General features: G+C 48.1%; 20 protein-coding genes and 1 tRNA gene. 6 read left to right on the forward strand and 15 right to left on the reverse strand.

Going from position 1 to position 26,180, the window contains the following annotated elements:
- Positions 1 to 249 precede the first annotated feature (249 nt).
- Positions 250 to 933, forward strand: a complete 684-nt coding sequence (locus METTU_RS01545; RefSeq protein WP_006889539.1) for a hypothetical protein — start codon at positions 250 to 252, stop codon at positions 931 to 933.
- 858 nt (positions 934 to 1,791) lie between these two features.
- On the opposite strand, the gene METTU_RS01550 is transcribed toward METTU_RS01545, so the two are convergent.
- The 5 genes from METTU_RS01550 to METTU_RS01570 form a co-directional block, all read right to left on the reverse strand.
- Positions 1,792 to 1,867, reverse strand: a tRNA-Lys gene (locus METTU_RS01550).
- A 91-nt stretch (positions 1,868 to 1,958) separates the two neighbouring features.
- Entirely contained in the window at positions 1,959 to 2,531 is a 573-nt protein-coding gene (locus tag METTU_RS01555) for a PqiC family protein (RefSeq protein WP_006889540.1), read from the reverse strand.
- A 28-nt stretch (positions 2,532 to 2,559) separates the two neighbouring features.
- Positions 2,560 to 4,140: a PqiB family protein gene (locus METTU_RS01560; protein WP_006889541.1), complete on the reverse strand. Its 1,581-nt coding sequence runs from the start codon at positions 4,138 to 4,140 to the stop codon at positions 2,560 to 2,562.
- Position 4,141: 1 nt separating this feature from the next.
- Positions 4,142 to 4,753: a paraquat-inducible protein A gene (locus METTU_RS01565; protein WP_006889542.1), complete on the reverse strand. Its 612-nt coding sequence runs from the start codon at positions 4,751 to 4,753 to the stop codon at positions 4,142 to 4,144.
- Complete coding sequence (locus METTU_RS01570; protein ID WP_006889543.1) at positions 4,750 to 5,361, reverse strand: paraquat-inducible protein A; 612 nt, start codon at positions 5,359 to 5,361, stop codon at positions 4,750 to 4,752. The genes METTU_RS01565 and METTU_RS01570 overlap by 4 nt, the downstream gene beginning before the upstream one ends.
- A gap of 252 nt (positions 5,362 to 5,613) precedes the next feature.
- On the opposite strand from METTU_RS01570, the gene METTU_RS01575 reads away from it, so the two are divergent.
- Positions 5,614 to 6,390, forward strand: coding sequence for a pentapeptide repeat-containing protein (locus METTU_RS01575; protein WP_006889544.1), 777 nt, complete (start codon positions 5,614 to 5,616; stop codon positions 6,388 to 6,390).
- A 57-nt stretch (positions 6,391 to 6,447) separates the two neighbouring features.
- Here METTU_RS01575 and METTU_RS01580 read toward each other — a convergent pair whose 3' ends face one another.
- The 6 genes from METTU_RS01580 to METTU_RS01600 all read right to left on the reverse strand — a co-directional run bounded on the left by METTU_RS01580 (position 6,448) and on the right by METTU_RS01600 (position 15,943).
- Positions 6,448 to 8,436: a putative bifunctional diguanylate cyclase/phosphodiesterase gene (locus METTU_RS01580; protein ID WP_006889545.1), complete on the reverse strand. Its 1,989-nt coding sequence runs from the start codon at positions 8,434 to 8,436 to the stop codon at positions 6,448 to 6,450.
- A 64-nt stretch (positions 8,437 to 8,500) separates the two neighbouring features.
- Entirely contained in the window at positions 8,501 to 8,632 is a 132-nt protein-coding gene (locus METTU_RS24780) for a hypothetical protein (protein WP_302050571.1), read from the reverse strand.
- 19 nt (positions 8,633 to 8,651) lie between these two features.
- The gene (locus tag METTU_RS01585) at positions 8,652 to 10,694 is read right to left on the reverse strand and encodes a sensor domain-containing diguanylate cyclase (RefSeq protein ID WP_006889547.1); all 2,043 of its coding nucleotides are present in this window, start codon (positions 10,692 to 10,694) and stop codon (positions 8,652 to 8,654) included.
- Positions 10,695 to 10,803: 109 nt separating this feature from the next.
- Positions 10,804 to 12,801, reverse strand: coding sequence for a TonB-dependent receptor (locus METTU_RS01590; protein ID WP_006889548.1), 1,998 nt, complete (start codon positions 12,799 to 12,801; stop codon positions 10,804 to 10,806).
- Positions 12,802 to 12,827: 26 nt separating this feature from the next.
- A complete protein-coding gene (locus METTU_RS01595) occupies positions 12,828 to 13,922 on the reverse strand; it encodes a hypothetical protein (RefSeq protein ID WP_006889549.1) in 1,095 nt (364 codons plus the stop codon).
- Positions 13,923 to 14,068: 146 nt separating this feature from the next.
- On the reverse strand, positions 14,069 to 15,943 hold the full coding sequence (locus tag METTU_RS01600) for an LTA synthase family protein (RefSeq protein WP_006889550.1): 1,875 nt from the start codon (positions 15,941 to 15,943) through the stop codon (positions 14,069 to 14,071).
- Between the two features lie 238 nt (positions 15,944 to 16,181).
- On the opposite strand from METTU_RS01600, the gene fae reads away from it, so the two are divergent.
- Both fae and METTU_RS01610 read left to right on the forward strand, forming a co-directional pair.
- The gene (gene fae, locus METTU_RS01605) at positions 16,182 to 16,733 is read left to right on the forward strand and encodes a formaldehyde-activating enzyme (protein ID WP_006889551.1); all 552 of its coding nucleotides are present in this window, start codon (positions 16,182 to 16,184) and stop codon (positions 16,731 to 16,733) included.
- 232 nt (positions 16,734 to 16,965) lie between these two features.
- On the forward strand, positions 16,966 to 17,400 hold the full coding sequence (locus METTU_RS01610; protein ID WP_050897759.1) for a hypothetical protein: 435 nt from the start codon (positions 16,966 to 16,968) through the stop codon (positions 17,398 to 17,400).
- 65 nt (positions 17,401 to 17,465) lie between these two features.
- Here the strand turns inward: METTU_RS01610 and METTU_RS01615 are convergent, their stop codons facing one another.
- The 4 genes from METTU_RS01615 to cysD form a co-directional block, all read right to left on the reverse strand.
- On the reverse strand, positions 17,466 to 18,752 hold the full coding sequence (locus METTU_RS01615) for a coiled-coil domain-containing protein (protein WP_006889553.1): 1,287 nt from the start codon (positions 18,750 to 18,752) through the stop codon (positions 17,466 to 17,468).
- The gene (locus METTU_RS01620) at positions 18,745 to 20,004 is read right to left on the reverse strand and encodes a hypothetical protein (protein WP_006889554.1); all 1,260 of its coding nucleotides are present in this window, start codon (positions 20,002 to 20,004) and stop codon (positions 18,745 to 18,747) included. The genes METTU_RS01615 and METTU_RS01620 overlap by 8 nt, the downstream gene beginning before the upstream one ends.
- A gap of 201 nt (positions 20,005 to 20,205) precedes the next feature.
- Entirely contained in the window at positions 20,206 to 21,831 is a 1,626-nt protein-coding gene (gene cysN, locus METTU_RS01630) for a sulfate adenylyltransferase subunit CysN (RefSeq protein WP_006889556.1), read from the reverse strand.
- Between the two features lie 45 nt (positions 21,832 to 21,876).
- Positions 21,877 to 22,785: a sulfate adenylyltransferase subunit CysD gene (gene cysD, locus METTU_RS01635; protein WP_006889557.1), complete on the reverse strand. Its 909-nt coding sequence runs from the start codon at positions 22,783 to 22,785 to the stop codon at positions 21,877 to 21,879.
- A gap of 285 nt (positions 22,786 to 23,070) precedes the next feature.
- On the opposite strand from cysD, the gene METTU_RS01640 reads away from it, so the two are divergent.
- Both METTU_RS01640 and METTU_RS01645 read left to right on the forward strand, forming a co-directional pair.
- Positions 23,071 to 25,608 carry an EAL domain-containing protein gene (locus METTU_RS01640; protein WP_006889558.1) on the forward strand — a complete coding sequence of 846 codons (2,538 nt, stop codon included), beginning with the start codon at positions 23,071 to 23,073 and terminating at the stop codon, positions 25,606 to 25,608.
- Positions 25,609 to 25,644: 36 nt separating this feature from the next.
- A complete protein-coding gene (locus tag METTU_RS01645; RefSeq protein WP_006889559.1) occupies positions 25,645 to 25,998 on the forward strand; it encodes a hypothetical protein in 354 nt (117 codons plus the stop codon).
- The last annotated feature ends 182 nt before the right edge of the window (positions 25,999 to 26,180 follow it).

Consider the following 26,180-nt stretch of genomic DNA (forward strand, 5'->3'; position numbering starts at 1 on the left):
AACAGCGACCAATAGTTACTATTCAGCAGCTATTAGCAGTTTAAATGTAATTGTCTTTTATGGAGTGTCCTGTTCCATGCCGGTGGGCAGCTAAAACAATAGTTGATCTCTATATTTAGATACCTTTAAGAAACCATTAATGAAACGCTTTTAAGATGGAATCTGCTCGCTTGAAGCTGTCGAGAATAAACGGACTAATAAAAGTTCAACTCGAAACAATTTAAGTCATCATATTACCGGATTAATATCATGAAGCGTCACCACATTTTCAATCGGACTCATCAAGAAGTATATAGGAAAGTTGCTATTCATGAAGCTGGACATGCAGCGGCTATTTACCTAGGCAACAAACAAAAAAGACTGCCTCCGGTTTTTTTTCAGATTTTTATAACTCCGGTGAATGATGATATTCAATCATCCCGGTTTTTAAATAAGCCTAATACTAAATATATTGTAAACATAGACGGTGGCCGCTTAATTCATACGCTACCCTCCTCAATTAAAGAAGCAACAGACGGGTTTTCTCCAGCCCAGGTAATTGCTTATCGATGCGCTTTTGAAGCTGATATGATTAACATACTGGTCGGATCTTTGGCTGAAGCGAAATATATTATGCACCGAGGCGTAGAGCTTATTAACCCTCGTCTGGTACATTTAAATACCGAATATTACTTTAATGGTACTTCCGAATTAGAGAGTATCAATGAGTATCTTGAATGCTTTCTTGAAAATTCAGCGCTTAGGAAACAAAAAATCACAGAGCTATTTTTTGCGGCACTCAGTTTCGTTAATGAAAGATCAAATTGGCATGCAATTACTGCCTTGGCTGACTATATTGTAAGTGCCGACAAAAGTGTTATGGAATGTAATGAGATTATCAGCGTTTTGGAGGCCGCTAATATAAGCCCGGTTTTTTTACAAAACGATACATAGATGTTGTCATAATAAAGTCCATGTCAATTATGAATCGTGTCTTATTCTACAGATAGGGCAGATATGTTGACCATCCGGCGTGCAAAGCCAACCATTTTCAACGGCATCGGTAACATCACCCTCTATCCATGCGCGACTTTCAGTAATACGTCGGCCGGTAGATTCATTTTCCCTGTAAGCACGGCGAAACTCTACCGTTTTTAGTCCTCGCTGGTTGCAGATGTCGCAAAAGATAATTTTTCGTATGCTCATAGCGTTTTTAAAATGAGTCAGGAATCGAATTAGCCACCACTAACGGACCGCCCATTTTGGTGAGTTGAGCGGCTCATTCTTTTGCGTCAAATAATGCTGGTTAGTGTGAGTAATGATTAGAAGTGCTTTTAAAATATCAGTATTCGAACTAAGTATACAACCCGTATGAACACTTATGTGTAATAAGTCCTGTTGGTGTTCGTTAGTTAAATGTAATTAAATCGACAACTTAAAAATAAGCGGGCATTGGAATGCCATCAAAGGAAGCGGAAGCTGTCTCGCATCTGGTGATGCAGGAAGCCCGCGAATCGGTAACAGTGGGCTGAATATATCGCCGCACGAACGTCTCATTGGTCTGAGGGTAATTGCCACTGCAACAGCAAAAGAAACGGTCAGTGGGTCATTGGTTCGTGAGCGCTCCACAAATTGAGGAACGAGGGTCGGTCAACACCGATTTTTTTATGCCCAAAATTCAGCCAAGCATTGCGGTTATTTTGCACCAGCTAAATATTGATGCTATTGAGTAAATGCGGTTACAAACGGATTACATTTCAGAGAAAACAAAAAAGGCCTTACACATATAAATCTGTAAGGCCTTGATATTATTGGTGGGACGTCAGGGATTCGAACCCTGGACCCATGGATTAAGAGTCCACTGCTCTACCAACTGAGCTAACATCCCAATATTTATTTGATAATTCTAAAGGATTTCTTGAGTAAATCCAAGAACAAAATGCCTCGACTTTACTCACAGAGCCTATTTTTCAAGGTTTTTACTTTATTTTACCCAGCGCTTGGGATAATTCCTGACTGAATTCGCTAAGTACTTTGTTCAGCGCTTTGACAGCAGCCGGGTAGGACGGGTCATTTAATGGATGCGCAATTTTGGAGCGACCATGGCTTAATAGGGTATGGTTTTTTTCATTCATTATCGCCCAGTTGGCTTCAAAGTCTACGGTCTGTTCAGGGCGGGTATCGAACCTGATAATGTCTATTATGATGCGATAATCGATCGTTCCGTATGCGCTCCAGGGATAGGCTCTAATCAGGTCGCCTGTTTGCAGTGTCGCCAGATTGTGGGTTAGCACTTGTGCGACGTTATCTTTTAAAGGCGATGCCCATTGATGAAATTCGGCGATTTTTACGCTGTTATCCGGTAACCGGGTGACAATTTGCTTGCGCTCAAGTAAGGTCGGTATGGAGACGGGGCCTACGCCGATCTGGCGTTTTTTTTCCGCTGTCGTCGTTGATGATGGCGGCGGTTCGCTCAGCGGTTCCAATACATAAAATTGGGTGGGCGGAGTCGATATGCATGCCGAGAGCAGGGTAACAGTCGATAGTGCCATTAACCATTTTGAGAGTTGATTTGCCATTTTACTGATCTTTTTTGCCGCGAATTAATGAGTTGGGATTTTGTTCCAGATAGTCGGTCAGTTGCTTGACCGAGCTTGCTGCCTGAGTAAGTTCCTGTAGCAATTGCTCCAGTTCGTAGTGGGTGGTAGAGCCGGGTTCCATAATGCTTAATACCTGATGTGCCGAAGCCATGGTTTTGTCGGCGGTATCCAGGGTGCCTTGGGCGGTGACCAGCATGCTTGCCGCCGCTTTGGACGTGCCTTGTAAGGACTGCAGGGTTTTATTGGCTTCGGCCGTCAAGTCTTCCAGCGGCAATTTGGCCACTTTATCCATGATAATGTTCGCGGAATGGGTAAATTGATCCAGGGAGCTGGCGGTGGTAGGGAATTCAGGATAAACGCTTTTATTGTCGCTTAACACAATCTTGCTTTTCGGGTGAAAATCAAGATCAACCAACAGTTGTCCGGTCAGCAGGCTGCCGGTTTGCAATTGTGCGCGCAGGCCTTTGTTGATCAGTTGCGCCATAACATCCTTATCGCTGATGTTGTTGTCGTTATTGATTTCCTTGATGCGGTCCGGTTCCAGTTCCACGGTGACCGGAATGTGAATTTCAGCGGTCTTCTTGTCCAACTCCAGATTGATCTCGGTGACCTTGCCGATTGGAATGCCGCGTATTTGCACCGGCGCGCCTACGGTTAAGCCGCGCACCGAGCCGTTAAAATACATGACGTATTTTAAGGTGTTTTGATAAACAACCTGGGTCGATAGAGTATAGGTATCGTACAGTGGAAAAAGGCTGTATTCAGGCTGGATATTTTCAATGGTGTCTTCGGCAGCCGCGCGAAAGGCGATGCCGCCGCTTAATAAGGAAATCAATGGCCCGGTTCTGACTTTAAAACCGTCGGCGCCGGCGGATAAATCGATGCCGCTGTCTATCCAGAAGCGGGTGTTTTTTCTGACGAACTGGTCGTAGGGTTTGTTGATAAAAATGGTTAAGCGTATGGCATTGGCTTCGTCAGATAACTTGTGGCTGAGGACTTCGCCTACGGTTATGCCATGGAAATTGATCGGCGTTCCCGGTTTCATAGAACCCAGATTATTGGTTTCCAGAATGAAGTGCGTACCGTCGGCGTTGTTTTTTAACAAGGGCGGGGTAGTCAGTCCGGTAAAATGGTTTTCTTTGGAACCGTCGCCCGGTTTGATGGCGATATAAGGCCCGGAGAGCAGTGTGCCCAGCCCGGAAATTCCGCCCAGACCCACCTGGGGCCGCACCACCCAGAAACTGGTGTTCTGGTTCAAATAACCGGCCGCAGTGCTGTTCATTTGCGCGGTAATCACAATGGTTTTTAAATCGTCACTGATGGAGATAGCCGTGACTTTGCCGATTTCCACATTCAGGTATTTAATCTTGGTCTTATCCACTTCCAGGCCTTCAGCGGTAGGGAAGCTGATCGTGATAACCGGGCCTTTTTCATTGTAGGATTTGGCGATTAGCCAGCCGCTGACCAGCAAGGCGATTAAGGGTAAAAACCACACCAGCGGCAATTCGGTTTTTTTATTGATGGTTACTTCCGAGGCATCAGGGTCGATAAAGTCATTCATGTTAGCGCTGGTTATCCCATATTAATCGTGGATCGAAATTTTTGGCGGCAAGCATGGTCAATACCACCACCGCAGCAAATGCTGTTGCCGCAGGTCCTGCGATAACCTGGGCCACACTGCCCATGTCAACCAAAGACACAAGAATTGAAATCATAAAAATATCCAGCATCGACCAGCGGCCTACAAAAGCGATAATGCGGTATAGGATAGTCCATTTCTTGGCATGGGACTGCCAGCGATAATGAACGTTGAGCAATAACAGGCTGATGCCCAACAATTTTAACAAAGGAACCAAAATACTGGCGACCAGAACCAGCATGGCTATGGGCACCATGTTACCGTTAATTAACGCAATAATGCCGCCGATAATGGTGTGCGGCTCGCCGACGCCCAAGCGGGTGACGGTCATGATCGGAAAAATATTGGCAGGAATATACAAACAGAAGGCACTCAACAGCAACGCGGCGGTGCGTTGAAAACTATTGGGCAGCCGTGGATGCAAGAGGCCGCCGCATAATGGGCAAGGTCTGTTTTTGTCAGCCCGTTTCGATAAACAGCCGCAATCATGGCAACGGATAAAACCCTGAGCCAGGGCGGTCTTTTTGATTTTCATTTTCTTAATTGCCCGATTTGCCGCCAGAATAGAACCTTATCCAGACTGCTCGCCAGCATGCCGGTTACGATCAGCAAGGCCACGAATGCGTAAAGCCCAAAACCGAATTTAAGTTCAGATGTGGCGGCAAGTTTAACGCAGGCGACAATAACTCCCAGCATATAAACTTCCAGCATCGCCCATTCATCCATGTGTTGCAACCAGCGCATCCAGCGCGCCAGATGCCGGCTAGGCTGGTTAAAATAAAGATGCGCGCTGATCAGCAAGGATAAAACAATGTTCAGTAGCGGAAACAAAATGCTGGATAAAAACACCAGCACCGCAACGCCCCACAGGTGTTCATCAAATAACGCAACCACGCCCGACCACAACGTACCGTCCTTAGCGCCGCCCAGCATTTTAATGCCGATCAACGGCATCAAATTGGCCGGAAAAATCAAGATCAATCCGGCAATAGACAGCGCAAAAGTGCGTTCGATGCTTTGTTTGCGGGGCCGTTGCAGCAGGTAACCGCAACGGGGGCAGTGCGCCTTGTCGCCGATCACTGGCTCAGCGGGGTTGAGCAATAAATCACACTCGGGGCAGGCGGTGAAGTTTGTTGGGTTCATTTTGTGGGGCTAATGTCTATTTGTGGTTGCTATTATCCTCGCTGATACGGCTATTGTCATTTGATCGTGTGGCGATTAGTGTAATCGTTTTAGAGTTCCGGGCATAAACAGCATGGTCTACCTTTCGCATATCGTGTTTGAGCCTTCTGTAGCCAACAATTTCCATTCCCAGGTTGCAATAGCGCGGAACTGTCGATAAAGTTCTACTAACTATTTCAATTTGATTCCATGTATCCACCAGGAGGTATGCACATGAAAATCCATTTTTACGGTCTGGGTTTGTTAGCCGTATTGTTTTGTTTGTCGGCATCGGCGGCCGAGCTTAATCGGGCGTCTGTAGAGCAGCGACTTGCCAAGGCGGAAAAAGGTCACCCCGCGCAGTTGCGCCGGAAAGATCTTACCGGACTGGATTTATCCGGACTGGATTTCAGGAACGCCGACCTGTGGGGTGCGGATTTGCGCAACGCCAATTTAAGCAATAGCGATTTATCCGGCCTGAACCTGGATTTAACGGTGATGACCAAAATCAATCTTTCCGGGGCCAACCTGTCCAACGCCAGCATTTTTGGCGTACATATGGGCGGCGCTAACTTGAGCAACGCCAATCTCACCGGCAGCCGGTTTATTGCCAATTTGGATCGCTCCAACCTTAGCCATGCCAATCTGTCCCACGCCAATTGGGGCGTCGATATGAAGAATCAGCCCATGGGTTTAATGCGGGTCAGCTTGAATAATGTCAATTTATCGGGTGCCAATCTGTCCGATGCCAACCTTAATCGCGCGTTGATGCGCCATGCCAATCTTTCAGGAAGCGTGCTGAAAAACACAGTGTTATTCGGCGTTGATCTTTCCGGAGCCGATTTAACCGATGCCGACTTATCGGGAGCGGATTTATCCGAAAGCAAATTGGAAGATGCCGATTTTACCGGCGCAAATCTGGCAGGCACCCGGTTTCGCGGCATCAAGGACAAATCGGTTTTGAAAGGATTGATTTCCAGTAAAAATCTTGAAGCGGCTATTTTTGAGTGATTGAATAGATGTGCTAAGCAAAAAGGGCGATCGATCGGTCGCTCGCTCTTACACGGTTTATCCATTCTTATGTTGCCGCCTCAATAACTCAGCAAAATCCTCCGCCGGTACCGGTTTACTGGTGAAATAACCCTGATAGGCATCGCAGCCTTTCTTTCGTAAAAAGTCTAACTGTTCTTGTGTTTCTACACCTTCCGCCAGGACTTTAAAGCCCAGAATATGGCCCATCGCAATAATAGTGGCGGTGATTTCCATATCATCTTGAAGATGCGGAATATCGTCGATAAAGCTTTTATCGATTTTCAGCACGTCTAAAGGGAAGCGTTTGAGATAGGCCAGCGACGAATAACCGGTACCGAAGTCGTCAATGGCAAGACGAATACCCTGAGCACGCAGGTTATTGAGCACTTCCACCGCTTTATCCTGATTATCCATTAACCCGCTTTCGGTCATCTCCAATTCCAATTGTCCGGCCGGAAAACCGGTTTCGGCCAGTACTTCCGCGACCAGCGCGTTAATGTCGCAACGACGAAACTGTTGCGGCGATACATTGACCGCCAGGGTTAGCGGCAAAAAACCGTCTGCCAGCCAGCATTGACCTTGGCGACAGGTTTCACGCAGCACCCATTCGCCAATGGCGAGAATCAGGCCGGTTTCTTCGGCAATGGGAATAAAATTAATCGGCGCGATAAGCCCTTCGGTTGGGCTTTGCCAGCGTACCAGCGCTTCGGCTCCGACGATCCGGCCGCTGGCAATATCTATTTGTGGTTGGTAAAAAACGCGTAATTCCTGCTGTTCAATGCCCCGGCGCAAGCGCCCTTCCAGTGCGATACGCTTGCGAACGGCAATGGTAAGCTCTTCGGAGAAATAGGCGAAGCAGCCGCGCCCGGCCTGTTTGGCCTCATACATGGCGATATCGGCCTGTTCCATCAGGAGTTCCGGGTTATCGCCATGTTGGGGATACAGGCTGATGCCGATGCTGGCGCCAATCTGTACCTCATGGCCCGGCTCATGGTCGGTTTCATTGCTGCGGGGCAATTGAAACGGTCTGCTTAAATCGGCGACTATTTCTTCCGCCACCCGTGCGGCATCTTCCGGATGCGCAATATCTTCCAACAGTACGATAAATTCATCGCCGCCCAGGCGCGCCACCATGTCCACGTCGCGCAGCCGCGACTGAATGCGGTCTGCGACTTGTTGCAGTAACTCATCCCCGGCAGAATGCCCCAGACTGTCATTAACGGCTTTAAAACGATCCAAATCGAGCATTAACAATGCCAGTTGCTTGCCGTCGCGCCGCTCCACATCAATGCCATGCTTCAGGCGTTCCAGCAGAAAGCGGCGGTTAGGCAGTTGCGTTAACGAATCCTGCGTTGCCAGTTGGTTGAGTTCGTCTTGCAGCCGGGCGCTGACCAGCGTAACCATAATAAGCAGCCGGGCAGTGCCGGTAATGAACAGCCACATCAAAAAAACTCTGTCCGGTTGCTCCGGGGACAGTATGTAGCTGCTTATAGCTGTCGGCCTCATGATGAGGGTGATCAGGCGGATAACATGAATAACGGTCTCAGCACCCAGAAATCCAATCAGGAGATTGGTTTCCATGGACAGCGTAACACTGCGTTGACGCACGATGTCGCGAATTGTAAATAAGCCTATCAGTATGATAAATGTCGACATGGTTATCTGCCGCGCCGATACGGATGGCCAGACTTCCATGAACAGGTTGAGCAACGTCGCAGCCGGCAGGACGAACAAGGCAAATAACGACCAATGCTGTCGAAGCCCAAAAAAGCCGCGGATGCCTATCCAAACACAAACACCACCGGTAAGGATCAGTGAGTTGGCAATGACAATCGACACGATGTCGGGAATAACGTCCCGTAGACAGATACCCAGAAACCCGGTAAAAAATGCCATGCAGGCGGCAAGCCACCAGCCCGGTCCGGCAAGATTAGGGTGCCGACGAACCGTTACCGCAAAAGCAATGGCGAAAACCGCGTCGACGATGAGATAAGCCGTCAGGATTGTTAATAAATCAAACTTCATCGATAAAATTATTTTCTAATATGCTTGATTTAGAGGCGTTATTTAGTGTGATTTTTTAAACGCTCTAAAAACCTGTGCGCAGCTCGAAGCGAAGCGGCGCGGAATTAAAATGATAAATCTCCGGGGTGCGGGCATCGGCGATTTTTTCGCCGCGTAAATACACATCCGTTTGCAGCGTTAATGGGTATTTTAGCAAGGCATGGGTATGAGGGCAGCTATAAAGCCGCTTCTGCATTAACCGGCCAGGCATCCGGTTGCGTCCATTCGGTTTCGTCAGTTACCGCGAGCACGGCCTGATTGCGTCCCTGCTTCTTGGCGCGATACAGAGCCTCGTCTGCGGCCTTTATCAACATATCAGGCGACAGCTTTTGCTCCGGAACAATAGCCGCTACACCGATGCTGGCGGTCACCCATCCGAATCCGGACATTTCGTGCGGCAATGCCAGCGATTGCAGTGCCTCGCAGATTTTCCATGCCATGTTGAGCGCGATGGCACCGTCGGTGGTCGGCGCAATGAAGACGAATTCCTCGCCGCCATAGCGAGCCACCAGATCGCCGGTACGGCAGATGTTGGCAGACAAAACCTCGGCAATAATGCGCAGGCATTCGTCTCCTTTTTGATGACCGTAGTGATCGTTATATTTTTTGAACCAATCAACATCAAGTACCGCCAATGCCAGAGGTTGGCCCAAGCGTGCCGCACGACTCCACTCACTGAGCAGCTTTGCATCGAAACGGCGGCGGTTGGCGATACCGGTTAACTCATCAGTGGTACTCAACGCTTCGAGTTTGCGATTAAGTAGTTGCAGTTCGTCGGTACGTTCCGCCACACGAATTTCCAGTAGATGTTCGGATGATTTCAGGTTTTCAACCAGGCGTTGTTGCGCTTCCAGCGCCTCTCTTTGGGCTTTTTCTTTTTCCCTGCGAATCACGTTAAACCGATCAGCCAGCGCAATAGCCAGCAGTAGCATTTCCAGGGCTGAACCAAACTGCAAAGCGTTCATGGTGAGGATATTGACAGGAAACACCCCCAAAGCCGCCAAAATGCCGATGATGCCGCCAAAACAAAATATGGCGAAAGCCCCCACAAAGAAGTAGGCGCTACGCTGGCGTTTGAAAGCGCAGTACAGGCCAATGCCTATAATCAATATCAGCATAATGCCGTAAAATTGCACGGCCGGTTCGATAAAGGTTTGGGGCGAAACGACGAATCCGATCGGCAAAAGAAGGAAACAGCCCACGAAATATTTTAGCAGTCGATCGAATTTCGGAATGACTTTCTCCGTGTTCAGCATCTTCCGTATAAAAATCAGCATGGCCGCGAGCGTGAGCGCATAGCCGGTGGCAGTGGATATGGTCGACCACAGCGGCGAATTAGGCCACAGAAATTCTTTGACCAGCCCATTTTGCGCGGCCATGGAGAAGGCCATGCAGGTGACGAAGTTGACATACAGCAGATAAATGACATCACGTAGCGCGATGAACAGCAGCAGGTTGAATAAAATCATCGCAGACGCCATACCGAAATACCATGCCTGCCCGATATAGTCATTGCGCTCGTAAGCATGAAAAGCCTGCGGCTCCCACAATCGGGAAGGCACAAGTATGGAACTCATGGAATCAAGCCTCAGGTAATACACTTGGTCGGAGTGTGCCGGCAGGGTCACGGGAAAAACAAAGAATCGATTCTTATAGGGGCGGGTTGTAAAGGGCATGAGGCTACCCGTGGTCAGGGACTGATAGGCCCCATCCGCGACCGGTTGATAAAACTGAACATTAGCAAGGCGTGCGTAGCCGATTTCTAACATCCGCTCAAGGGGGCGGTCGCCGGCGTTGCGTAAAGTCAGGCGCAACCAGTAGGCAGAACGGGTATAACCATAACTAAGCGCCGCTGCCGACGCGTGGTCGGTTTTGAAGCGGCTAGCCATGCCGGGCTCTTGCACGTCATTCAGCGTCAATGCCAGATTGGGATCTTCAAGAACGGCGAAATATTCGGTTAGTGAAACCGGGGTCGGAGTGAGTTGGCTTGCATCCAGTATCTTGTCCGCTGCAAAGACATTGGCTGTCAGCAAGGATAATCCAAGCAGGATAGGAAAAATTAAGCGCCTGTGCCTCTTGTTCATTGAATCGTTATTGCGCAGGGCCGACAGATAGACAGAGACCCTGGTGTCGGCACCCCTTTCGGTTTTGAATTCGATTGCTTCCAACACGTATAAATCTTGGTATTCACTAAATTCGTCATAAGTTATATCTAGCATTAAATGTGCTTCGACCAAGAGCTGCAATCGAATGGTGGTCAGGCGTTATTTCCAGTCGTTATGATAAGTCACCGCTGTCATTATGTTTGTGACTGATTTCTTAAATGCGCTAAAAACCGGTACGTAATCCCAAATAAAACGCCGCGCCATTGAAATTAAAGTCGTTAAGCTCGGGAGTGCGTTCATCGGTGATGTTTTCGCCGCGCAAATACGCATCCGTTTTCGACGTCAGCCGATATTTTAGCAAGGCGTTGACGCGAGGGGCGGAATGAGCCCTGAGGGTATTGGCGACATCAAACCAGTAACCGCTACGAACCGTTAACTCCACCCGTAATTTTAACGGTTGCAATAATTGTACTTCGTTCCAGAATACGCTCTGGTGCTCGGGTCGTGCCGGTACGCGCAACTGCGTCACCGGATTTTTAGTCGTCATATAACTGTAACTTAAACCGCTTTCCCAGACACTCGTCCAGCGGTGTTGCGATTGCATTTCCGCACCCCATACATCGGCTTCCTGTATGTTACCCGCTCTGGATACACCGGTTTTTGTATCCAGCTGTATGGTAATCATTTGTTGATAATTTTGATAATAACCGCTCACCTTGACTTCGCTCTCGGGCAAGGGACGCCAGCGCCAGCCGATTTCGCCGCCGGCATTATGTTCTCCCTGCAACGCCTTATTGCCGAACACGGGGTGCATGAGTTCGCTGATGCCGGGCTGGCGATAACCGGTGCCGCCGTTTGCCCAAACGCTCATGTTTTGCGGTAATGACCGGTTTGCGCCCAGCGAAAATACTTGATGATCGCCATAAGTGTCGCCGTGATCGGAACGCGCATCGGCGCTCCATTGCCAAGCGCCCATGATCAATTCCCCGCGCACGTTGGGACTGATCACCGTTTGTGTCACCGGCAAATTCAGCGCATGCTGCTGTTGGGTATTAATCCCCCAGACCAACAACGCCTGATTCCGGCTATCTGCGTTCAGCGGCAAGCGATGGGTGTTTTTCCAGTCCAGCATGAATAACTGGCTGGTCAGCGAAAATGGCCTGATCGCGGTCGATGCCATTTTTTGCCGATCCTGGGTAAAGCCGAATTGCAGCGAACTGTTCCAATACGATGCCAGATTATATTGACCGCGCAACTGCGCCACCCAGGTTTCATCCGAAAATTGGCCTCGCTTATCGTCCACCCAGCCTATGGTACGCCTTGGCAAGACCAAACCGGGGCCGTCGATGTCTTCATCGGTGCGCACAAAATATAATGATGCATCCAGGCCGCCCCGGTTGAATTCTTTAGACCAGTTACCCGAGGCATGGGTCATGCCGAAATCATCGCGCTCCGCGCCGTTTTGTGCCTGACTGATGCCGTTAAACACATCGCTACGCCCGACAACGGCCGAAAAATCACCGGCCTTGGTCGTCAACCCAGTACCGGTAGCGCCACGTACGGTATCATAACTCCCCCCTTCAACGTGCAAGAAACTATCCTTCGCCTGTAGTTGTCGGGTTCGCAAATGAATGGCTCCGCCGAGTGTACGACTGCCGTGCCGTTCACCGCCCGAGCCTCTCGTCACCGTTACCCGGTCTAAAGCATCCAGCGAATAATGGCTCAACGAGTAAAACCCGGCAAAATTGGCAAATAAGGGGACGCCGTCCAACGTAATCAGACCTTGCCCGCCACTGGCGCCGCGTAAACTGATGCCGGTCATCATCTGCCCGCTGCCTTGAGCGAGCGTTAAGCCGGATTGGCTTCGTAACACACCGTTAAGATTAGACATCTCGGTGGCCTGTAACGCATTTCTGTCCAATTGATTACGCATGCGCGGTGGTTCGATTAATTCCGGATAAACCAAATCATCGTAAACAGTCATGGGCGTTAATAAAACCTTGTCGCTGCCTACGGGAGGTAGGTAAGGGGCGTGAGCAGGAGCGGAAGCTTCGCCTACAGGACGTAGGCGAGGGGCGTGAGCAGGAGCGGAAGCTTTGTCGGCTATTGCGCCGGTCGATAGGCACAGTAAAAAACCGTTCAGCACCACGGCAGATGCCGGACATTTTCTGCCGGGCGAGGTTTTTTGACGGCGTTTAAAATAGCGATGAGTTGCGAGCATGTGTTTATTCCGGCATTTAACGTGTGTTACAGCGCTTGCTGCTGTTTGCCCGCTATGAGCATGCGTGCCAGTGTGCGCAGTCCATCGGATGAAATATCCAGGCCGAACGGTGCGCCTAGTCTTTCAAGTTCGTAAATCACGTCGGTCGCCGCTATAAAAGTGATATAGCGTAGGCCTTGTATGCCGGGCAATTCGTTGGCGACGGTTTTCAATACCGGCGCCAGGCGTCCCCACGTATCGGTAAAAAAGACCCGCACCGGATCGTTGTTCGCATCGTGTTCTTTTAAGCCGGCCTGAAAAGCCTCTCGGGAATCCATCAGGATTTGCATCAGTGTTTCACGTAGTTCCGGTGATTTTGTGTCATCGGCCGCCTGTTTAATGGCTGAACTCAGAAAGGTATCCCATTGCTGCCAAGCGGATTGCCATTGTTTTTGTTCGGCCTCGCTAAAGGCGGCAACAGGTTTTGCAACAGCCCTTTTGGCCGGGGCATTGAGGTCAAGCTTAATGCCGATGCCATTATCTCCGGCATTGATGCTGCTGAATCTGAGCGATTTGAGTATTTCCTTAGCTTCCGCCGCATTATCCTTGGGTAAAAAATGCGCCAGAGTTTGCTCAATCTTGCCACGGGATTCGTTTAAATCGATTTTTACTGCGGCAAGCTTGGGCTCGGCAAAGCGTTTGATCAGATCCTGAAGTTTGGTGATGGTCAGATGATGGCCTTCACGATCATAGGCGGTCGCGCTGGTGATCGGAAAACTCAGCACGGAATGCCCGGAATCGAGCGTCGGTTGCTGAAAAGTTTCCAATACCCCAGCCCATTCGAGAACCGTCAAACATTGTCCGCCCAAGCCGGTTCCGAATCGCGCCTGAACCTCGTTTAACAGCTGGATTTGGCCGTTTTTGCCGTTAATGTCGGGATTGGAAAGCCTTAAATAGCTGCATCCCTGACGGTCATTCCACAGCTCGGCGGTATTGTCTTTGCCGGTATACAACTGGGAGATGAGTGCTTTTTTAATAAGACTGTAATCAATTTGCAAGGGAATGCTGAGTTGATCGGCTGTGCTGTTTTCAGCAAATAGCAGCAATAGGGCAAAAATGGTCGCTATGAAACTTTTATACATAAATTTTCTCCAGTAGTCGGGTTACATTATGCCAATGGTTAAGACATTTTCACCACGAAGACACGAAGGACACGAAGTTTTATATTTTTCTTCGTGTCTTCGTGGTGTTTTTTGTGACGTACGTAACATCAGCAATCAAGGTAAATCTATTTTGCCTCAGCAATGGCTTGCGGAATAACAGCCGCTGTCGTTACAGGCTCCGGCTGTTTTTCCGGACTATATTTGGGGCGTGTAAACTGACGACCCATGAATATATCATTACTGACGATCGATATATTCTCCAGCCAACGGGAAGAGAGTTGGCAAGCTTCGGAATAGGGCGGGTCGTTGCATAGTTCGACAGTCCCGTCAGCCAGTGTATTGAAATGCATGCCCGGCAACGGCCGCACACGCATACCCGGCAACGGCGCGCTGTAATCCATGATACTCGGTTCATTGAAATTGAGCAGATCGAGCAACAGCTTGGGCACTTGATAAAGCGGCAGGCTGCCGATCTTAAGCGGCCCGCGTTTGCCGTCGATAATCAGCATCGGCGTGCTCACATAGGCTTTGAACATGGTCGGTGTAAACTCCCTGCGATTGGCTGTCAGCACACCGGATTCGGCATAGCCTGCAAAATTCTCGCCTAAAAAAGGCAGGTGATCGCCGAACACCACGATAATGCCTTCGGGGTCCCGTTTGCGCATTTCATTGATAAATACCATCAATTCCCGCGATTTATAATAAACCGTGTTGGCGTAGGCCGATACCTCTTCGATTGGGGACGGCGAACTGATTTTATTGGGTCGGCTTTCACTTAACGGATAATTCCAGTGCCCGAAATAAGTCACGATATAATCCAGAACCGGTTGCTTGGCATCCATCGACCCGGATATTTTCTCCAATACCTGGCGGTATAGCGTGCTGTCGGACATAAATTCCCGATTCATGTCGTCCTGGACAAAATCCTCCAGCGACCAGTAAGTTTGGAAGCCCATGCGTTTGTAAGCATTAACGCGGTTCCAGAACACCGGTACGTTCGGATGCGAGGCGATGGTGCGGTAGCCCTTATCGGCAAGAAGATGAGGCAAGCAAGGCACATCGTTAAGTAACTGGCGTTCGAACTTGACCGCATCCTTTACCGCCGGAAACCCGCATAACACTTCAAACTCGGAATTGGCGGTAAAGCCGCCGAATACGGGGGACAGCGCATGGGAGTATTCCGCGCTTTTCCACAGCTCGCGAAACTCGGGCGAAAGCGGGTTTTGCTTGTACTTGGCTTTTTTCAGCACACTCGGATCCCAGAAGGACTCCAGTAATACAATATGGATGTTGCGCGGCGTAAACGCTTTAGTGACGGGCGCTTTTTTTTGTGCGACTGGAAGTGTTGCAGCGGGCAGGGAACCTGTGAGACCGGCGGCCAGTAATTTATCGGCTGCTTCCTGAGCCATGTCGGCATCAGGAATTACCTCGGCTGCGGCAAAATAACGCGCACTTTCCAATAACGAGTAAAGCGTTGCGCCGCGCCACACATAATTGGAACGTTGATCCCATACCGAGTTGCCGAAGTATCCGTCCAGAGGGTCCAGTATGATGAAGGGTTTGTAAGCTACGGTGAGGCCGAGCAAGATGACGGCCAAGCTGGCCAGGTAGGCGCTCCAATGGCGCATGCTGAAATTGAACAGCAACAGGCTGGCAATCGCGGCCAGCGGTATGGCGGCGGCAAAAAACCGCCAGCCATCGAGTATTAAAAGCAGCGATTGCAGGGCAAAAACGTCATCCGGCATAATCGGCCCGCCAAAAAATGATATTTTTACCGCGTTACCCACATATAACAAGCCCATCAACAGGGCATGAATCACCAGAAAAATCCATACCCGCTTCGATAAGGCATAAAGTACGTAAGCGACAACCAGTTGCAGCAGGTAATCGTAAGGCACCGATGCCGTCAATATTTGTACATCGAATTTGAAGGTACTGATCAGGTAATACAACACATAAAGCAGCGTCGTAGAAAGTAGCGGTAATAGCTTTAGTCGCATTAAGTTAAAGGGGCGTGAATCTGTTTGGGTGAGTGAAGTTCATTTTATCATAGAATTTAGCCCATCTTGTTGAACGGCGGCGTAAAGCCATGTCGGATTAGCGGTAGCGTGCCCCGGCATTTACCACTTCGATGTGTCGGGTTACGCTACCCCTAGTCCGACCTACGTTTTGAACCTTGCGCCGCTTGCTTCATCCGGCATAGAATGCTCGCTTTTGTCACTTTTTTGGGGGTATGCAATGTCAGATACAATTTGGTTTAGAACCGGCGAAGCCACGGTATTTTCCAGCGACGGTCAAGGTACAGACGCCATGCCCGAAATATTGATAGGCAGCGTAAAGGGGCCAGCGGGCAACGCTTTTGCCAACTTGATGGGGCAAACTGCGGGACACACCCGTATGTTCGCCATTCGAGCTTGCAACCAACAAGTGAAGCCTGCGACGATCATGGTTCCCAAAGTTACCATCAAATCCACCGAGTATGTCAACTTGTTTGGCGGCCCCGTGCAGTCGGCGGTAGCAGATGCCGTTCTGGATAGCGTTATCGAGGGTGTTATTCCTGCCGATCAGGCTAATGACCTGTGCATTATTGCGATGCTGTGGATCGCTCCCGAATGTGCGACCAACCCTGACTTGGATCGTAAGGATTTATATCGCACTAATTATGAAGCGATGAAGTTGGCTATTTCCCGCGCCATGAGCAATTCGCCTAGCATTGACGAGTTAATCGCCAACCGGCACAAGATTGTCCACGAAATGTACGATCCTGAAACCGGCGAGTCCCAGTGGTAAGGTAAACAGTCCATTAAGCCAGGCAGAGCGGGCAATCGCTTTCATCGTTTGCCCGCTCTGCCTGGCGTTATTGATCGTTTGATAGCGGTTACACTAGGCTGCCCCATCAAAACCTTATAAAATTCACGCTTTTTCTTTGCCCAAAATCTTTACCATGCGTTTATTAATCAAATACCTTTCGCTTTGCTGGTTTACCAATAATCCCGCTGACTTAGTTCCCACCAAATCATTTATGTGGAAAACGGTCGCGTTCTATCTTATTTCAGGGATTATTGTTGAGGGGCTGATTTCTGATCCTGCCGATGGCACGCTGGAAGTTTTGTTGCGAACCGTCATGGCCTTTTCGTCCGTCGCCACGTTGTTGCTGGTTGTTAGACAATGGCCGTATTTTAATCAACTGTTCACGGCTATTTTTGTCTGCGAAAACTTTATTATGACGCTGGCCACTATCACCGAGGGGCTGTATTTTTTGATGGTAATGAACCATTATGAAAACGCGGAAGAAATATCAATCGGTATAGGCGCATTGTTGGTGGGGTGGTATTTAGCGATTGTCAGCTATATTCTGCGGCAACTTTTTTCTTATAAAACAAGCCTCAGCGTTATTTTAGCGTTGAGCTATTTTGTTTTAACTTACGGCATTCCGATGCTGTTCATGGATATATAAAGTCCAGTGTTCTTGTGTTGTAGGATGGGGTGAACGCAGTCGTACCCATCCTACGCATTATTCGGCTAGATCTTAATCTGAGGATTGTTGCCGTCGCCCTGCTTTTTGGCATCCTTTATCGCTAATTGCAGTTCCAGGCGTTGTTTTTCAAGCGCCAGTAATTCGATTTCCCGGCGCAGATAAACATCGGATTCCTTCCTTTTTTTATAACTTTCTTGTTGCATTTCCAGACGCTGCTGTTCGCGACGTTTTTGGTTCTCTACATCGGAATCAAACTCAAGCTGTTTCTGGCGTTGCTCAAAGGCTATTTGTTGAGCATGGATCTTATCTTTGGCTTCTCGCCATCTGGCCTGCTGATTTTCATATTTGGCAATATCGGCTTCCAGCTCTTTTTCTTTTAACTTGGCTTGGTGCGCCAATGCTTCCATATGCGTTTTTTGTTCCGCCAGTCTAAGGCTGGCTTCGTGTTTTTGCTGGCCCTCAATATCCGCTTCCAGCGTTATTTCCTTGAGGCTATTATCATGTTTAATTTTTTCGGCGTGGAGCCGCTTTTCAATTTCAAATTGTTCCAGCAGTTGTTTTTCTTTTTCTTCCAGCAACAGCTTTCTATTTAAAGCTTCCTGAGCTTGCTTCAAGCGCTCCAGTTCGGCATCGCGGTTTAATTGCTCAAGTTGTTTTTGCTTGTGCTCCAGATTCTGGTTTTCAATTTCTTGTTCCTGATGGAATAATTCCTCTCTTTTCGCCTCGTTAAACTCAAAACTTTTTTTAAGAACGCATAAATAAACGCTTTCCTGGGCCAGTTGTACATCGGGGAATTCTTCAAATGAAGGCTTTAACGTGCATAGTGTTTGTGATTGGATGTTTTGTAAGATCAACATTTCACTAACCGCTAAAGAAATTTTCTTTTCAATATCGGCTACGCCTTTTTGTACCCATGCGCCATCCGATAAATTCAGCAACTCTTTATGTATCAGGTTGATCAGCAAATCTTCATAGGCGGTTTTTATATGCCCATTAATGTCGGTCAAAATGTCCATATTGCTGAGGGCATATTTCAATGTAGCCTGAAAGCGAATGTCCAGCGTTACATCAATCGTACAAAAACCGTCATAAAGCTTGATTTGTTGGGTAATGAGCCAGTTTTCAACCGGTAATGGATAAACATGGTGATAAAAGCGTTTAACAAAGCCTTCAGGGCGTAAAAACAATTTTCCGTAAGGGCCGATTTTGGTATGGACAAGCTGGCGGTCGGCGTCAAAAATAGCTTCCCAGACCTCTGGGTTAGCGACATCGTCGCTCGCTAAGGTACCTTCAATAAACCATGTATCGATTTCAGTTCTGGAGCTATTCATCAGCATCTGCTTGTCTGGCAATGGTGGACTCGGCTTTTAATTTGTTAATCTTATCGCTCATTTTTTCGGCAATCAGCGGATAAAGATTAGGCGCGAATTCTACGGTTTTATCGTCGATCTTTCTTAAGAAACCGCGGCTTAATAATAAGCCTACGGCAAACATTCTGGACCAGTCGGAGTAACGCCTGGCCCGTTCTATTTCGGTTTTCTCGATAGTCATTTCGAGTTCGTTGTTTTTATTGATCCGGAACTCGGTAAATTGCCTTAAGCATTCAAAAACCAGTTCTTCTTCCTCGGCGGTCAATGGGCCGGGGGCAGTGAATTCAAGGCGGTATGACAGCAGCACGGTGAAAAACTCAACCATGGCCGCACAAATAAAAGCGAACAGCGAAAAATCGGACCACATGGCGGCAGAGGGTTGAACTTCGGCCGTAAATTGTTTGTAAGTCATCAATAACGGCGCCTCCGGCAAAGACTGGCCGATATTGCCGGATAACAGGTTGATTTTTAACTGGACGTTCTGGAAGTTCTCCAGCATCGTGGAATAGGCGCTCTCAATATTCGACGCTACATCCAGCTCATTGATACTGGATTGCAGTTTCTGAATATCCTTGTCCAACTCAGAAAAGTCCTGCTCAAATTTCACCTGTTGCTGTTTTTTCTCTTGATAAATCTGGTTGTAATGTTTCCAGAAAGGGCCTTCGCCGACTTGCTTCTTATAACCTTCGGCAATTTGCGCATGGGTTCCGAAATAGGCCTGCTGTACATCCAACGTCGCTTTTTCCATGTCGGTGCGCTGTTGTTTTAAAACGTCGCCTTTAATGATTAAGACACGGTCTACATAGGACTTTATATCGGTTCTGATGAGATTTAAACGGTTAATGTGCAGGTTGTCCTGCTGGGAAATTTCATAAAACTTGAAATAAGAGAATGAAACCGAAGCGGTCAGCGCAACCAACAGAGAGCAGAGCACCGAAAAATAGCGAAAGCGGTTTGCTTGCCAATGCATCCCGGCAATTTCCAGCGAACAAATCACAATAATGGATTGAATGGCAACGGTAATGATCAGTGCAATCCACGGGGTAATAAAATGCGATAAGCCGTAGTAGGTAGTGAAGCCGGAAGCGACGCTTAACATCAATACAATGGGAATCGTCCATATCCTTAACAAGCCGACAAACAAGGTCTGGACGCTATTAATCAAATAGCCCACGCCGGAAGCTCTTATTTTTGAGAATTCAGAATTTTTCATTTTAAGGTAATAGTTTTCGAGCTTATGGCTTTGAGTTGGCGGATTGACTGCGCTATTTTCATCTTAGATCATCTTTATTTTTTACCACTGTCGGAACTGATTTTCTTGCTAAAAATTAAGGCAATAAAGGTACTTCTGCAGGCGCGTTTTCCCAAAGTCGACGCTTTAGGAAAAGCAGCTCCTGCAAGTCTGATTCTTGTATTAATGGATAATCTTTTGATTCTTTAACGCGCTGTAAATATCATCAACAGCCTGTGTATCGCTATCAAAACCAATATCCGCCAGATTGGCGCTGTAATTGACGCATAAACAAATCAATCCGGCATTTTTGATGGCAACTATCAGTGACGTATTTTGAGTCTCTAAAACGGTTGCTGCATGGCCGTTATCAAATAATTTTCGCTCCAGTTGATAGGCGACTTCCTTGCTGGCCGAGCCGGTCAAAGCAATCGCTGTAGCCGTTTGGCTAAAGCGTGCTGCGCGTTCTGCGGGGCTGACCGGTTGCAGGCTTTCTTCCTCGGTGCCGCCGGTAATCATGCCCGCGCCGACCGTGCCGTTGGTCAGGCGGTCTATGATAATGAATGCGCCGGTGCCTTTATGGCTAAGGTAAGGATCAAACACCACCGGTGCGTTCACTGAAACCGTGCAGGAACCGATTTCATTCAAGTGCAATTCGGTCGCGTCATGGTGTTCGAGAGTGTTGACGTCGATTCTATGGTGAATCATCGCGACAGAGCCTGACACGCTGCGCGTCGCCAGTTTGATAGTGTATTGCCGACCCGGCGTCAGCGCATTTTCAGCCATCCAGACGATAGTGGCTTTGAATTTGTCCGAGACGGTTGGTGCTGTTTTTTCTGCGCCGATCAGCATATCGCCACGGCTAATATCGATCTCGTCTTCCAGCGTCAAGGTGACGGCCATTGGCGAAAAGGCTTGTTCCAGCTCGCCGTCGTAGGTCACGATGGACTTGATTTTGCTGCTTTTGCCTGAGGGCAGGGCGGTGATCTTATCGCCTTTTTTGAAAATGCCGGAGGCTACCGTGCCGCAAAAACCGCGAAAATCGAGGTTGGGACGGTTGACGTACTGAACCGGAAAACGGGCGTCGCTGAAATTGCGGTCATTGGCGATTTCGATGCTGTTGAGCGCCTCCATTAACGGCATGCCGGTAAACCAGGGCATGTGTTCGCTGGGATTGACCACGTTATCGCCGTCCAGCGCCGACATCGGGATAAAGGTGATGTCCTGCAAAGCCAGCGACTGGGTAAAATCCAGATAATCCTGTTTGATTTTGTCAAAGGTTGCTTCGCTGTACTCAACCAAGTCCATTTTATTGACGGCGACGATGATGTGATGAATGCCCAGTAATGACGCGATAAAGCTGTGCCGTTTGGTCTGGGTTTGTACGCCGTAGCGGGCATCGATCAGGATAATCGCCAAATCACAGGTTGAAGCGCCGGTCGCCATGTTGCGGGTGTACTGCTCGTGTCCCGGAGTGTCGGCAATAATGAATTTACGCGTGGCGGTGGAAAAATAACGGTAGGCCACGTCAATGGTAATGCCTTGTTCGCGTTCGGCTTGCAGGCCGTCAACCAGCAAGGCCAGATCGATCTTGCCTGCGCCGGTGGTGCCTGATTTGACGCTGTCGGCCTGAACGGCGGCGAGTTGATCTTCATAGATCATTTTGGAGTCGTGCAAAAGGCGGCCGATCAGCGTGCTTTTGCCGTCATCGACGTTGCCGCAGGTTAAAAAGCGCAATAATTCCTTACGTTCATGTTGCGCCAAATACGCGTCTATATCGGTACTGATTAAATCGGATTGGTGGGACATAAGTTTCTCTGGATTCCTGTTATTAGTTGCAGTGACGGGGCGTTATTAGAAATAGCCTTCGCGCTTTTTCTGCTCCATGGAACCGGATTGGTCGTGGTCTATCAACCGTCCCTGGCGTTCTGAGGTTGTGGTTAACAGCATTTCCTGAATGATTTCCGGCAGCGTGGTGGCGGTTGATTCAACTGCGCCGGTCAGCGGATAACAGCCCAAGGTACGGAAACGCACCATTTTCATTTCAACTTTTTCATCAGGGCCGATCGGCATGCGCTCATCGTCAACCATGATTAACATGCCGTCGCGGTTAACGACAGGGCGTTCCTTGGCGAAATACAGCGGCACGATGGGGATGTTTTCCAGGTGGATATATTGCCAGATGTCCAGCTCCGTCCAGTTGGACAGCGGGAATACCCGGATACTTTCGCCTTTGTCGATCTTGCCGTTGTAGATGTTCCACAATTCGGGGCGCTGGTTTTTGGGGTCCCAGCGATGATTTTTATCGCGGAACGAATAAACCCGTTCCTTGGCGCGCGATTTTTCCTCGTCGCGCCGCGCGCCGCCGAAAGCTGCATCAAACTGGTATTTATTCAGCGCCTGTTTGAGGCCTTCGGTTTTCATTACGTCGGTGTGTGTTTTACTGCCGTGCGAAAAAGGCCCAATGCCTTGCTCTACGCCTTCCGGATTGATATGGATCAGCAGTTCAAGGCCCAGATTCTTGACCATCTGGTCGCGAAACTCGATCATTTCCTTGAACTTCCAGGTGGTATCCACATGCAGCAACGGGAAGGGCGGTTTGCCCGGATAAAAGGCTTTCATGGTCAAATGCAACATGACGGCAGAGTCTTTGCCGACCGAATACAACATCACCGGACGCTCAAATTCGGCTGCGACTTCACGAATAATATGAATGCTTTCAGCTTCCAGTTGTTTAAGGTGGGTCAGTTTATAATCAGTCATTAAAAGTCCGTCAGGTTTGGAGATCGCGCTATGTTTATTGAATGCGCTCAATAAGAAGACGGTTATTTTAATTTGAACGGACTTTTAATGCCAGATTTGCTTGGGATTTATTGAGGGTTAAGCAGATCTTTAGGCAAATAGTGAATTATGGGAAGATAACTCAAGACGGTTATTTAACAGGCTTGTAGCGGATAATTTATCGGGCGTTTTAGTAAGGCTAAATTTTAGTTAATAGCGTCTTGATGGTATTATTTATTCGCTAATACGCACATAAATAGAGAATACATGAGCAATTTTGATTTGCATGCCATTTCGATAAAGGATATTACCCAAACCCGCTTGTTGACCTGCTTGCCCAATGAGACGATGCATGACGCGGCGGTCAAAATGGTGGAACGGAACTGTAGTGCTATCTTGATTGCGGTGGACGATGAAATCATCGGTATCTGGACGGAAAGGGATGTATTGAAATTTGACTTCTCTTCGCCGGATGCACGTTCTACACCTGTATCTGAAGGTATGAGTAGTCCGGTTATCTGTGTTAATGAAAATGCGAGCCTGGAGGAAGTTTCGCTTAAATTTAAAAAAGATGGCGTTCGCCATTATGTCGTAATCGATGATCACGGCAAGCAGCGAGGCATCATTTCTCAAACTGATGTGATCAAGAAACACAATTTTGAATTTTTCCTGGTTTTAAAAACGGCGGGCAGTGTATTAAAACCGATTCCGCCGATGATCCAATCAACGCAGAACATGGCACAAGCGAGCAAGCTTATGCATTCTTCGCATTCGGATGCGATAAGAGTTGAATTTCCCGATGAATCAGTCGGCATTCTGACTGAGCGGGATGTGGTCAAGGCGCTGGCTTCTTTAATGCTGAATCCAATCGTTGCGGATCATGCAAGCAGTGATCTGGTTACCGTTAATGAGCACGAAAGCCTTTACCACGCCAAGAAAATTATGCTTCTAAACGGTTTTCGGCATCTTGGTGTCAGTGACAATAAAGATAATTTAATTGGTATTATCAATCTGACTGACATATTGGCGGGATTTCGCAGCACCTATGTCGAAGAGCTTAAAGAATCCTTGGCGCACAGGGACGTATTGTTAAGAGATTCGTTAAAGAGCCTGGGTTTGGCGAAAAAGATTATTGATAATACCCAGGAAGGCGTTATCACCACCGATAAATATGTGGTCATTCAGACCTGTAATGCCGGTTTTACCAAAATTACCGGTTACACGGAAGAGGAAGTTATCGGTAAAACCCCCGGCATTATTAGTTCGGGACGGCATGATAAGAACTTTTATTATGCGATGTGGGAAAAAATCAACAAATACGGTTTCTGGCAAGGTGAAATCTGGAACCGGCGCAAAAACGGCGAGGTTTATCCCGAGTTGCTGACCATTACCGAAATCCGCGATGATGAAACCAATGAGATCAGCAATTACGCGGCCATTTTTAGCGATATTAGCCAGTTAAAAAGTGATGAGGAAGAAATCAAGCGACTGGCTTTCTATGACCCGTTAACCGAATTGCCCAATCGGCGTTTATTGAATGATCGCTTGGCCCAGGAGTTGGCGATTACCGGAAGATCAGGCAAAAACGGCGCGCTTTTATTTATCGATCTCGATCATTTCAAGAATATTAATGAAACCCTCGGGCATTCGGCCGGGGACAGGGTTCTGGTGGAAGTCGCTTACCGATTAAAGCTGCGTGTCAGGGATTGCGACACGGTCGCCCGTATCAGCAGCGATGAGTTTGTGGTTATTTTGACCGAATTGAACGAGCAAATAGGACTGGCCTGCAATGAGGCCCGGTATATTGCGGAAAAATTGCAACAGACTATTTGCCAGGTTTATTCGGTCATGAACCACAAACTTTATATTTCTTCCAGTATCGGCATTGCGATGTTCTCCGAGAACTCCGACATACCCCCGGACGACTTGCTTAAACAGGCCGGTACAGCGATGTATCGCGCTAAAGAAAGCGGTCGTAATATGTTGCAGTTTTTTCAGGACAGTATGCAGGAAGCTGCGATGGAAAGGATGCTGATCGAAAAAGAATTGCGGCAGGCGCTGGATGAAAATCAGCTGTCTTTGTATTATCAGCCGCAGGTTGATTATCACGGCACTCTTATGGGGGCAGAAGCCCTTATTCGCTGGAATCACCCGAAAAAGGGTTTTATTCCGCCCGATAAGTTTATTCCTATTGCGGAAGAATGCGGTTTGATTCAGGCGGTGGGTGCCTGGGTGCTTGAACAGTCATTTATTCATCTTAGGCAGTGGGATAGGCTGCAAGTACATTTGCCTCATCTGGCGATTAATATCAGTCCGAGGCAGTTCTATCATGATGATTTTATGGGCATACTTGGTAGGCTTGTTAAACAGTACCAGATCAGTCCGTCAAGAATCATGCTGGAATTTACCGAAGGGCTGTTGATGAATGATGTCGATGTTGCTATCGATAAAATCAAGCAATTGAAAAAATTGGGCTATACCTTTTCAATAGACGATTTCGGCACCGGATATTCCTCATTGAGTTATCTGAAACATTTGCCGGTGGATCAGTTAAAAATTGATAAATCCTTTGTTGAGGATATTACTAAAAATGAAGATGATGCCGTTTTTGTGGGTACCATTATTGCCATAGCCCGGCATATGAATCTGGGTGTTGTTGCGGAAGGTGTTGAATCGAAAATGGAGCTGGAGTTTTTAAAACAAAATGGATGTCTTTGCTATCAGGGCTATTATTTCAGTAAGCCATTGCCGGAAGACCAGTTTTTTGAGCATTGGTTGAGAAAGGCGAAGCAACAATTTAATTAAATATCACAATAGCTTTTAACTGGATGGGGCGTAAAAATGAAAATTGATTTTTTGGGTTCAGCACACGTTGCAGGGTTGCTAAGGAAAACGTTAGGCGGCTTGATTGTGATGATGTTCCTGTTGACTTCAGGATGCGCTACGCTTGGTCATGAGTTCCCGGCAGGCCAGGTATCAACCATAAAGATAGGGGAAACTACCCAGAATGACATCTATACCACGTTTGGGGTTCCCTGGAGAACCGGTCTTGATAGCGGTATGAAAACATGGACTTACGGAAACTACTATTACAGTTTGTTTAGCGACGGCAGCACCGAAGACTTGGTTATTAAATTCGACAAGCGTGGTGTTGTTGCATCGTTTGTGTTTAATACGACCAAGCGCTCGAAATGAGTCGGTCGGTATATTCACTAAAACGTAAGCGGATTGATTAATTCACCACGAACGACTACGTGGACAAATATTGCTCCTCGGTAATTGCTCCTGCATTACTCTACCTCCTGTATCCATACAGTCGTGCAATATCTGCATTCACCGCATCGATGTGGATTATGCGGGAGGTAGAGCCCCAAAAG

It is taken from the genome of Methylobacter tundripaludum SV96, assembly GCF_000190755.2.
GTDB lineage: Bacteria > Pseudomonadota > Gammaproteobacteria > Methylococcales > Methylomonadaceae > Methylobacter_A > Methylobacter_A tundripaludum.